The 11,522-nt window shown below is 71.6% G+C and carries 7 protein-coding genes; 5 read left to right on the forward strand and 2 right to left on the reverse strand.

Features of this window, described 5'->3' with window-relative positions; translation table 11 throughout:
• The first annotated feature begins 305 nt into the window (after nucleotides 1-305).
• The 3 genes from metH (at nucleotide 306) to AC07FV_RS22105 (ending at nucleotide 6,697) form a co-directional block, all read left to right on the forward strand.
• Entirely contained in the window at nucleotides 306-3,818 is a 3,513-nt protein-coding gene (gene metH / locus AC07FV_RS22095; RefSeq protein WP_479089051.1) for a methionine synthase, read from the forward strand.
• 128 nt (nucleotides 3,819-3,946) lie between these two features.
• Nucleotides 3,947-4,648 (forward strand): HAD family hydrolase, encoded by a 702-nt coding sequence (locus tag AC07FV_RS22100; RefSeq protein WP_479089052.1) that lies wholly within the window; start codon nucleotides 3,947-3,949, stop codon nucleotides 4,646-4,648.
• 444 nt (nucleotides 4,649-5,092) lie between these two features.
• Nucleotides 5,093-6,697 (forward strand): ABC transporter substrate-binding protein, encoded by a 1,605-nt coding sequence (locus AC07FV_RS22105; RefSeq protein ID WP_479089053.1) that lies wholly within the window; start codon nucleotides 5,093-5,095, stop codon nucleotides 6,695-6,697.
• A gap of 149 nt (nucleotides 6,698-6,846) precedes the next feature.
• On the opposite strand, the gene AC07FV_RS22110 is transcribed toward AC07FV_RS22105, so the two are convergent.
• Together AC07FV_RS22110 and AC07FV_RS22115 are read right to left on the reverse strand one after the other, a co-directional pair.
• Nucleotides 6,847-7,518, reverse strand: coding sequence for a response regulator (locus tag AC07FV_RS22110; RefSeq protein WP_479089054.1), 672 nt, complete (start codon nucleotides 7,516-7,518; stop codon nucleotides 6,847-6,849).
• Nucleotides 7,519-7,532: 14 nt separating this feature from the next.
• On the reverse strand, nucleotides 7,533-8,525 hold the full coding sequence (locus AC07FV_RS22115; protein ID WP_479089055.1) for a RecB family exonuclease: 993 nt from the start codon (nucleotides 8,523-8,525) through the stop codon (nucleotides 7,533-7,535).
• Between the two features lie 173 nt (nucleotides 8,526-8,698).
• Between AC07FV_RS22115 and AC07FV_RS22120 the strand changes: the two genes are divergently transcribed.
• Both AC07FV_RS22120 and AC07FV_RS22125 read left to right on the forward strand, forming a co-directional pair.
• Nucleotides 8,699-10,402 (forward strand): site-2 protease family protein, encoded by a 1,704-nt coding sequence (locus tag AC07FV_RS22120; RefSeq protein ID WP_479089056.1) that lies wholly within the window; start codon nucleotides 8,699-8,701, stop codon nucleotides 10,400-10,402.
• 58 nt (nucleotides 10,403-10,460) lie between these two features.
• Nucleotides 10,461-11,363: a tRNA (adenine-N1)-methyltransferase gene (locus tag AC07FV_RS22125; RefSeq protein ID WP_479089057.1), complete on the forward strand. Its 903-nt coding sequence runs from the start codon at nucleotides 10,461-10,463 to the stop codon at nucleotides 11,361-11,363.
• Nucleotides 11,364-11,522 lie beyond the last annotated feature (159 nt).

The raw sequence follows: 11,522 nt of genomic DNA on the forward strand, positions 1-11,522 counted from the left end.
GTGGCCCGCCCCTCACCCCGCACACCGCCATCACGGCGGTCGCGGGGCCGTCGCGGAGCGGTCGCCGGGGCGCCGCGGGGCCGTCGCCGGACCGCCGCCGGGCGCGACGGCGGCCGGTCCCGGTGCCGGAGGCTCACTCCATCGGCGGCGCTCCGCCCCGCCATCCGCGTCCGTGTCGTGGACGCCCTGACCGTCCGCCTCCGGTCCCGGCTACGCTGGCGGCGTGCGTCCTCCCCGGGACGTCCCCTGCGGACGGCCCCGGGCAGCGCAAAGCCGACAGCCGTCGCATCCTAGGGAGCCCCTTCATGGCCTCGTCGCCGTCCACCCCTTCCGCCGACACCCGGACCCGTGTGTCCGCCCTGCGCGAGGCGCTCGCCACCCGCGTGGTGGTCGCCGACGGCGCGATGGGCACCATGCTCCAGGCGCAGAACCCCTCGCTGGACGACTTCCAGCAGCTGGAGGGCTGCAACGAGGTCCTGAACCTGACCCGGCCCGACATCGTGCGCTCGGTGCACGAGGAGTACTTCGCGGCCGGCGTGGACTGCGTGGAGACCAACACCTTCGGCGCCAACCACTCCGCGCTCGGCGAGTACGACATCCCCGAGCGCGTCCACGAGCTGTCGGAGGCAGGCGCACGGGTCGCCCGCGAGGTCGCCGACGAGTTCGCCGCCCGGGACGGCCGGCAGCGCTGGGTGCTCGGCTCCATGGGCCCCGGCACCAAGCTCCCCACCCTCGGCCACGCCCCCTACCGGATCCTGCGCGACGCCTACCAGCGCAACGCCGAGGGACTGGTCGCAGGCGGAGCCGACGCGCTGCTGGTGGAGACCACGCAGGACCTGCTCCAGACCAAGGCCTCCGTGCTCGGCGCCCGGCGCGCCCTGGACGCCCTCGGCCTCGACGTACCGGTGATCGTGTCCGTGACCGTCGAGACGACCGGGACGATGCTCCTCGGCTCCGAGATCGGCGCCGCCCTGACCGCGCTGGAGCCGCTCGGCATCGACATGATCGGCCTGAACTGCGCCACCGGCCCGGCCGAGATGAGCGAGCACCTGCGCTACCTGGCCCGGCACTCCCGCATCCCGCTCTCCTGCATGCCCAACGCCGGACTGCCCGTCCTCGGCAAGGACGGCGCCCACTACCCGCTGACCGCGCCGGAGCTGGCCGACGCCCAGGAGACCTTCGTCCGCGAGTACGGCCTCTCCCTGATCGGCGGCTGCTGCGGCACCACCCCCGAGCACCTGCGGCAGGTCGTCGAGCGGGTCCGCGGCACCGCGCCGACCGAGCGGCAGCCGCGCCCGGAGCCGGGCGCCGCCTCGCTGTACCAGACGGTGCCCTTCCGCCAGGACACCTCGTACCTGGCGATCGGCGAGCGGACCAACGCGAACGGGTCCAAGAAGTTCCGCGAGGCCATGCTGGACGGCCGCTGGGACGACTGTGTGGAGATCGCCCGCGACCAGATCCGCGAGGGCGCCCACATGCTGGACCTGTGCGTGGACTACGTGGGCCGCGACGGGGTGGCCGACATGGAGGAGCTGGCCGGCCGGTTCGCCACCGCCTCGACGCTGCCGGTCGTGCTGGACTCCACCGAGGTCGACGTGATCCGGGCCGGTCTGGAGAAGCTCGGCGGCCGCGCGGTGATCAACTCCGTCAACTACGAGGACGGTGACGGCCCCGAGTCCCGCTTCGCCAAGGTCACCCGGTTGGCGCGCGAGCACGGCGCCGCGCTGATCGCGCTCACCATCGACGAGGAGGGGCAGGCCCGCACCGCCGAGAAGAAGGTCGAGATCGCCGAACGGCTGATCGAGGACCTGACCGGCAACTGGGGCATCCACGAGTCCGACATCCTCGTCGACTGTCTGACCTTCACCATCTGCACCGGCCAGGAGGAGTCCCGCAAGGACGGCATCGCCACCATCGAGGGCATCCGGGAGCTGAAGCGGCGCCACCCGGACGTGCAGACCACCCTCGGCCTGTCGAACATCTCCTTCGGCCTCAACCCGGCCGCCCGCATCCTGCTGAACTCCGTCTTCCTGGACGAGTGCGTCAAGGCCGGCCTGGACTCGGCGATCGTGCACGCCTCGAAGATCCTGCCGATCGCCCGCTTCGACGAGGAGCAGGTCACCACCGCCCTCGACCTGATCCACGACCGCCGCCGCGAGGGCTACGACCCGCTCCAGAAGCTCATGCAGCTCTTCGAGGGCGCCACCGCGAAGTCCCTGAAGGCGTCCAAGGCCGAGGAACTGGCCGCGCTCCCGCTGGAGGAGCGGCTCAAGCGGCGCATCATCGACGGCGAGAAGAACGGCCTGGAGCAGGACCTGGACGCGGCCCTCCAGGAGCGTCCGGCCCTGGACATCGTCAACGAGACCCTGCTGGACGGCATGAAGGTCGTCGGCGAGCTGTTCGGGTCGGGGCAGATGCAGCTGCCGTTCGTGCTCCAGTCCGCCGAGGTCATGAAGACCGCGGTGGCCCACCTGGAGCCGCACATGGAGAAGACCGACGACGACGGCAAGGGCACGATCGTGCTGGCCACGGTCCGCGGCGACGTGCACGACATCGGCAAGAACCTCGTCGACATCATCCTGTCGAACAACGGCTACACCGTCGTCAACCTCGGCATCAAGCAGCCGGTCTCCGCGATCCTGGAGGCCGCCGAGGAGCACCGCGCCGACGTGATCGGCATGTCCGGGCTCCTGGTCAAGTCCACGGTGATCATGAAGGAGAACCTGGAGGAGCTGAACCAGCGCAAGCTGGCCGCCGACTACCCGGTGATCCTCGGCGGCGCGGCCCTCACCCGGGCCTACGTCGAGCAGGACCTGCACGAGATCTACGACGGCGAGGTCCGCTACGCCCGCGACGCCTTCGAGGGCCTGCGGCTGATGGACGCGCTGATCGGCATCAAGCGGGGCGTGCCCGGCGCGCAACTGCCCGAGCTGCGGCAGCGCCGCGTGCGGGCGGCCACCGTCGAGGTCGAGGAACGGCCCGAGGAGGGGCACGTCCGCTCCGACGTCGCCGTCGACAACCCCGTCCCCGAGCCGCCCTTCCGGGGCACCCGCGTCGTCAAGGGCATCCAGCTCAAGGAGTACGCCTCCTGGCTCGACGAGGGCGCCCTCTTCAAGGGCCAGTGGGGCCTCAAGCAGGCCCGCACCGGCGAGGGCCCGTCGTACGAGGAACTGGTCGAGAGCGAGGGCCGCCCGCGCCTGCGCGGCCTGCTGGACCGGCTCCAGACGGAGAACCTGCTGGAGGCGGCCGTGGTCTACGGCTACTTCCCCTGCGTCTCCAAGGACGACGACCTGATCGTCCTCGACGACGCGGGCAACGAGCGCACCCGCTTCACCTTCCCGCGCCAGCGGCGCGGCCGGCGGCTGTGCCTCGCGGACTTCTTCCGCCCGGAGGAGTCCGGCGAGACCGACGTCGTCGGCTTCCAGGTCGTCACCGTCGGCTCCCGGATCGGCGAGGAGACGGCCCGGATGTTCGAGGCCAACGCCTACCGCGACTACCTCGAACTGCACGGTCTCTCGGTCCAGCTCGCCGAGGCCCTCGCCGAGTACTGGCACGCGCGCGTCCGCTCCGAGCTGGGCTTCGCGGGGGAGGACCCCGCCGAGATGGAGGACATGTTCGCCCTGAAGTACCGGGGCGCCCGCTTCTCCCTCGGCTACGGCGCCTGCCCGGACCTGGAGGACCGCGCCAAGATCGCCGACCTGCTCCGGCCCGAACGGATCGGCGTCCACCTCTCCGAGGAGTTCCAGCTCCACCCCGAGCAGTCCACCGACGCCATCGTGATCCACCACCCGGAGGCCAAGTACTTCAACGCCCGCTGAGGCCTCCCGCTACCGCTCCGCAGGCCACACCAGGCGTTCTCGACCCGCACGACGTACACTGGTCGGTCCACCGCAGGCCGGTTCCCTTCCCGGGAACCGGCCTGATCGTCCCTCAAGGAGGTACGTGGATGACCAGTACGGTCCCCGCGCTCGGAACCCGTACGGCCGAAGGCTCCGCCCTGCAGGCCGTGCTGCTCGACATGGACGGCACCCTGGTGGACACCGAGGGCTTCTGGTGGGACGTCGAGGTGGAGGTCTTCGCCTCCCTCGGCCACACCCTGGACGACTCGTGGCGCCATGTCGTCGTCGGCGGTCCCATGAGCCGCAGCGCCGGCTTCCTGATCGAGGCGACCGGGGCCGACATCACCCTCGCCGAGCTGAGCGTGCTGCTCAACGACGGCTTCGAGCAGCGCATCGCCCGCACCCTGCCGCTCATGCCGGGCGCCGCCCGCCTGCTCGCCGAACTCGCCGCGCACGAGATCCCCACGGCCCTGGTCTCCGCCTCGCACCGACGCATCATCGACCGCGTACTGACCTCGCTCGGCCCCCAGCACTTCGCCCTCACCGTGGCCGGCGACGAGGTGCCCCGCACCAAGCCGTACCCCGACCCGTACCTGGCCGCCGCGGCCGGACTCGGGGTGGACCCGGCCCGGTGCGCCGTCGTGGAGGACACCGCGACCGGGGTCGCCGCCGCCGAGGCGGCGGGCTGCCACGTGGTGGCCGTGCCCTCGGTGGCACCCATCACCCCGGCGGCCCGGCGCACCGTGGTCGACTCGCTGGAAGAGGTCGACCTGGCATTTCTGCGCGGCCTGATGCCACGAATGCACTAGGTGTTCACCGAGCGTGCGGCACCGATAACGCGGTAATTCCGGGAACCGCGTGCCCACGTCAACAGGGGGGCGTGAACGGGGAATTGCGGCCGCTCCGGATGGCTGAATAAGAGCGCTCGCCGCCCCAGGCCGAAGTGTGACGTTCGCCACCTTGCGTGGGGTCGACACGAGGGCGTAGGTGTGCTGTTCCGGGCTTGGCGAACGTTGTCGAGGCGCCTTTGTGTCCTGATTGGTGAAACCCTGCACTAATCCTTCCACTGTCGGGTTTTCGGTGTGTCCGCACCCGGTTTCGCTCCGTGATGAGGTCCCAACTCCACTGGCTGCGAGCCCCCGTGCGGCCGCGGACTAATCTCGTCGCGAGAACATCGGCCACTACCCCCGTGATCCGCCGCGACACCCCTGCATGCCGGATACACGGACCGACAGCTCTGGAGAAACTCGAGCATGAACCGCAAGACTTTGGTGCTGCCGGCCGTCGTGGGCCTGCTCGCGCCGGTGCTCGCCGCCTGCGGCGGGTCCGACGGCGGCAGCGGCGGCGGGGACGCGATCGTCGTCGGCACCACGGACCGGTTCACCGCCTCGGAGGACGCACCCGCGCCCCTCGACCCGGCGTTCGCCTACGACGTCGGCACCTGGAACATCCTGCGTCAGACCACGCAGACCCTGATGATCCAGCCCCGCGGCGACGGTGAACCCGTGCCCGAGGCCGCCGAGAAGTGCGGTTTCACCGACACCGGCAACGAGCGCTACGCGTGCACCCTGCGCGACGGCCTGAAGTTCGCGGGCGGCGACGCCGTCACCGCGGAGGACGTCAAGTACTCCATCGAGCGCGCCCTGTCCATCAAGGCGGACAGCCAGGTGTTCGGTCTGCTCTCGACCGTCGACACCGTCGAGACGCAGGGCGACCGCGAGGTCATCTTCCACCTCAAGACCGCCGACGCCACCTTCCCGTACAAGCTGTCGACCCCGGTCGCCGGCATCGTCAACCCCGACGACTACGAGAAGGGCAAGCTGCGCGAGGGCTTCGCCCTGGACGGCTCCGGCCCGTACACGATGAAGGCCGAGGTCGACGGCGACGAGATGACCAAGGCCGTGTTCACCAAGAACCCCGACTACAAGGGGAGTCTCACGGTGAACAACGACAAGGTCGAGGTCGTGTCGTTCGAGGACGCCGACGCCATGGGCAAGGCGCTCGACCAGGGCGACATCGACGTGATGACCCGTGCGATGACGCCGGACCAGATCCAGAAGCTCTCCAACGCCACGGACTCCGACGTCGACCTGGTCGAGGTGGCCGGTCTCGAGATCCGCTACCTGGGCTTCAACACGGACGCGGCGACGGTGAAGGACAAGGCCGTCCGACAGGCCATGGCCCAGCTCATCAACCGCAGCGAACTCGTCTCCGCGGTCTACGGCTCCCAGGCCGAACCGCTGTACTCGATGGTCCCGGCCAGCATCACCGGCCACTCCAACTCGTTCTTCAACAAGTACGGCGACCCGAGCGCCAACAAGGCCAAGGGCCTGCTGGAGGACGCGGGCGTCGACACGCCCGTCAAGCTCACGATGCACTACACGACGGACCACTACGGTGCCGCGACCAAGCAGGAGTTCGAGCAGCTCCAGAAGCAGCTGAACGACAGCGGCCTCTTCGACGTCGACATCCAGGGCGCTCCCTGGGACAAGTTCCGCCCGGCGGAGCTGAAGGGCGAGTACGACGTCTTCGGCATGGGCTGGTTCCCCGACTTCCCCGACGCCGACAGCTTCATCGCGCCGTTCCTCGACAAGGACAACACCCTCAACTCGCCGTACGCGAACACGCAGATCCGCAACACCCTGATCCCCGAGTCCCGTCGTGAGGCCGACCGGCTCTCCGCCGTGGACAGCCTCAACGAGATCCAGGACATCACCGCCGACGACGTCCCGGTGATCCCGCTGTGGCAGGGCAAGCAGTACGTCGCCGCACGCGACGACATCACCGGCACGGCCTACGTCCTCAACTCCTCCTCCACGCTCCAGGTCTGGGAGCTGGGCCGGGGCGTGAGCGGCTGACGTCCCCGCCGGACACCACGACGAAGGGCGCCCTCCTCCCACGGGAGGAGGGCGCCCTTCGTGCCGGACGGGTGCGCCGCGGGGCGAGCGCCGCGCTCGCACGGGTCAGGTCGCGCACGGACCCGAGCCGGCGAGCGCCGACCCGCCCGCTACTGCGCGCCGGGACGGACCAGACCACTCTCGTACGCGTACACCGCGGCCTGTACGCGGTCGCGCAGGCCCAGCTTGGTCAGCACATGACCCACGTGGGTCTTGACCGTGGTCTCGCTGACGAAGAGGTCGGCGGCGATCTCCGCGTTCGACAGGCCGCGTGACACCAGCTTCAGCACCTCCACCTCGCGCTCGGTGAGGGTGTGCAACGTGTTGGGCACGGGGTCGTCCCCCGAGGGCAGATGCGTGGCGTACTTGTCGAGCAGCCGCCGGGTGATGCTCGGCGCGAGCATCGCCTCGCCGTTCGCCACCACGCGGATGGCCTGCACCAGTTCGTTGGCCGGGGCGTCCTTCAGCAGGAAGCCGCTGGCGCCCGCCTTCAGCGCCTCCACCACGTACTCGTCGAGGTCGAAGGTGGTCAGCACCAGCACCTTCGCAGGGCCGTCCCGCTCGGGGCCGGTGATCTGCCGGGTCGCCTCGACACCGTCCATCCGCGGCATGCGGATGTCCATCAACACCACATCGGGCTGGAGCGCCCGCACCTGGTCGAGAGCCTGGAGGCCGTCTCCGGCCTCGCCGACGACCGCGAGGTCCTGCTCCGCCTCCAGAATCATCCGGAAGCCCGTGCGCAGCAGCGGCTGGTCGTCGACCAGTAGGACGCGGATGGCCACGTAAGTCTCCTTCGCTAGTCCGGCCCCATTCTGCCCTGTCCGCCGTCGCCGGGATCGGCCGCCCTCACGGGCAGCGGATAGGGCGGGGGAGTGCCGCCGAACTCCGGACAGTGCGCCTGGTGGTCGCACCAGCCGCACAGCTTGGTGGGCCGCGGGCGCCAGTCGCCCGTCTCGGTCGCCAGCCTGATGGCCTCCCACAGCGCCAGCAGCTTGCGCTCGACCCGCTCCAGGTCGGCGCGGACCGGATCGTAGGTGAGCACGTCGCCACTGCCGAGGTAGACGAGCTGGAGGCGGCGCGGGACGACCTTCTTCAGCCGCCACACCACCAGCGCGTAGAACTTCATCTGGAACAGGGCGCCTTCGGCGTACTGCGGCCGGGGCGCCTTGCCCGTCTTGTAGTCGACGATCCGCACCTCGCCGGTGGGGGCCACGTCGACCCGGTCGATGATGCCGCGCAGCCGCAGCCCCGAGTCCAGCTCGGTCTCCACGAACAGCTCCCGCTCGGCCGGCTCCAGCCGGCTCGGGTCCTCCAGGGTGAACCAGCGCTCGACGAGTCGCTCGGCCTCGGAGAGCCACCGCGCCAGCCGCTCGCCCTCCGGATCGTCGGCGAACAGCTCCCCGACCTCCGGCCTGCTCTCCCGCAGACGGTCCCACTGACCGGGGACCAGGGCCTTCGCCCGCGGTGCGGTGCGCTCGGTCGCCGGGGCGTCGAAGAGCCGCTCGAGCACCGCGTGCACCAGGGTGCCCCTGGTCGCGGCCTCGCTCGGCTTCTCCGGGAGGCGGTCGATGACCCGGAACCGGTACAGCAGCGGGCACTGCATGAAGTCACCGGCCCGGGAGGGCGAGAGCGAGGAGGGCGCCGAGGCCACAGGGGCGGGCGCGGCCCCGGTGGCGGCCCCGTCCACCACCGCCGAGTCCGCCGCCGTGGCCGCGGGGCCCGACGCCGTCACCGCCGGCCGGGCGCCCTCGCCGGCGTCCGCCGCGACATCCTCGATGCTCGTCTCCATGCCCACAGACCTTACGGCCCGCGACTGACAGTGCCCCCTCCCACGGCCCCGACCCGTGCGACAGAAGGGAAGCACGGGGGTGCCGGAGCGGAACGGGTCACGACGGACGCATACCATCGAGACGAGACCTCCCGTCCGGCAGGCGCGGGAGACGCTTCGAACGAGGGGACACCGTGGACGTGAGCGGCGGGAACGGGCAGCCGCGGTCCGGCAGCGACGAGCCGGCCGAGCCCGAGGCGAGCTCCACGGCCCCGGCCACCGGCTCCGCACGGCCGCAACCCGCGGACTCCGGTCCCCCCGGGGACCGCCCCGGGGCCCGGCCGCCCCGGCCGACGGGCGAGGCCCCCGGCGAACACCCCGGACCGGCCGCCGGGGACCACACCCCGACACCGGGCACGCCGACACCGGGCCCCGGGACACCGGGCACGCCGACACCGGGCCCGGAGACGCGGAACGCGCCGCCACCGGGCCCCGGGACACCGGGCACGCCGACACCCGGCCCGAAGACGCGGAACACGCCGACACCGAGCCCCGGGACACCGGAGCCGCACACACCCGGCCCCGAGACACCGGCCCCCGAGACACCGGCGCCCCGCACACCCGGCGGCGACCGCCCCGCCCATCCGCCCGTGGAGCCGGGCCACAGCCCGTACGACGCCCACCCCGACCGTCCCCGTGCCGACGCCCACACCGGGGGGACCGCGCCGGGACGGCCCCCGCAGCGGCGGCCGGAGCCCGGGGGCGGCCTGCTGATGGGCCGGCCCTTCGGCGTCCCCGTGTACGTCGCGCCCAGCTGGTTCCTGGTCGCCGCCCTGATCACCTGGGTGTTCGGCGGCCAGCTCGACCGCGTCCTCCCCGAGCTGGGCGCCGCCCGCTACCTGGTCTCCCTCTTCTTCGCGGTCGCCTTCTACGCGTCCGTCCTCGTCCACGAGCTGGCGCACACCATCGCCGCGCTCCGCTTCAAGCTCCCGGTCCGCCGCATCCAGCTCCAGTTCTTCGGCGGCGTCTCCGAGATCGAGAAGGAGGCCGAGACCCCCGGCCGCGAGTTCGTCCTGGCCTTCGTCGGCCCACTGCTCTCCCTCGTCCTGGCCGGCGTCTTCTACCTCGCCCTGCTCCCCGTCGAGCCCGGCACCGTCCCCGGCGTGCTGCTGGCAGGCCTGATGATCTCCAACCTCCTCGTGGCCGCGTTCAACCTCCTGCCCGGCCTCCCCCTCGACGGCGGCCGGATGCTCCGCGCCGTCGTCTGGAAGATCACCGGCAAGCCGATGAGCGGCACCGTCGCCGCGGCCTGGGTCGGCCGCGCCCTCGCCATCGCCGTCCTCATCGGGCTTCCGCTGGTCACCAACGCCCTCGGCTCCGGCGCCGTGGACGACGTCGGCATGGACACGGTCATGGACGCCCTGCTCGCCGCCATCCTCGCCGCGATCATCTGGACCGGCGCCGGGAACAGCCTCCGCATGGCCCGCCTGCGCGAGCACCTGCCGGAGCTGCGCGCCCGCGCCCTCACCCGGCGCGCCGTCCCCGTCCCGGCCGACACCCCGCTCTCCGAAGCCCTGCGGCGCGCCAACGCCTCGGGCGCCCGCGCCCTGGTCGTCGTGGACGCCGACGGCATTCCCGTCTCCCTGGTCCGCGAGGCCGCCATCGTCGGCGTGCCCGAGCACCGCCGCCCCTGGGTGCCGGTCAGCGGCCTCGCCCAGGACCTCACCGACGGCATGCGCGTCTCCGCCGAGCTCTCCGGCGAGGAACTCCTGGACGCGCTGCGCGCCAACCCGGCCACCGAGTACCTGGTCGTCGAGGAGACCGGCGAGATCTACGGGGTCCTGTCCGCCGCCGACGTGGAGCGCGCCTTCGTCAAGGCCATGGCCCGCCCCTCCTGACCACCGGCCTCTCCCAGCGGTGGTCGGCGGCCCCGCCCGGTACCGGTAGGCTGGTCACATGTCCGAACCGACCGGTGCCGCCCGCAGGCGCGGGCCCTTCAAGGTCGGGGACCAGGTTCAGCTGACCGACCCCAAGGGCCGCCACTACACGTTCACGCTCGAGGCCGGGAAGAACTTCCACACCCACAAGGGTTCCTTCCCCCACGACGAACTGATCGGTGCTCCCGAGGGCAGCGTTGTCCGCACCACCGGGAACGTCGCCTACCTCGCGCTGCGCCCCCTGCTCCCCGACTACGTCCTGTCCATGCCCCGCGGGGCAGCCGTCGTCTACCCGAAGGACGCGGGGCAGATCCTCTCCTTCGCCGACATCTTCCCCGGCGCACGCGTCGTGGAGGCCGGAGTCGGCTCCGGCTCCCTGAGCAGCTTCCTGCTGCGCGCCATCGGCGACCAGGGCATGCTGCACTCCTACGAGCGCCGCGAAGACTTCGCCGACATCGCCCGGCAGAACGTGGAGCGCTACTTCGGCGGCCCGCACCCCGCCTGGCAGCTCACCGTGGGCGACCTCCAGGACAACCTCTCCGACACCGACGTCGACCGCGTCATCCTGGACATGCTCGCCCCCTGGGAATGCCTGGACGTCGTCAAGAAGGCGCTCGTGCCCGGCGGCATCCTGTGCTGCTACGTGGCGACCACCACCCAGCTCGCCCGGACCGTCGAGTCCATCCGCGAGATCGGCTGCTTCAACGAGCCGACCTCCTGGGAAACGATGATCCGCAACTGGCACGTCGAGGGCCTGGCCGTCCGCCCGGACCACCGGATGATCGGCCACACCGGCTTCCTGCTCACCGCCCGCCGCCTCGCGGACGGCGTCGAGCCGCCCATGCGCCGCCGCCGGCCCGCCAAGGGCGCGTACGGCGAGGACTACGACGGCCCCAACGCCGACGGAGGCGCCGGCCGCTAGAGGCCGGCCAGGAGCGGCCCAGTACCGCCTACAACGCACCAGCGCCGTGGGGGGGGGGGGGGGGGAGGGGGTGGGGGGGGGGGGGGAGGGGGGGGTGCTGGTCTCTCCCCCAAATAAAAAAAGGGGAGGGGGGAAGGGGGAAATAGAAGGGAAAAAAAA

Source organism: Streptomyces sp. NPDC045956, from assembly GCF_056430705.1.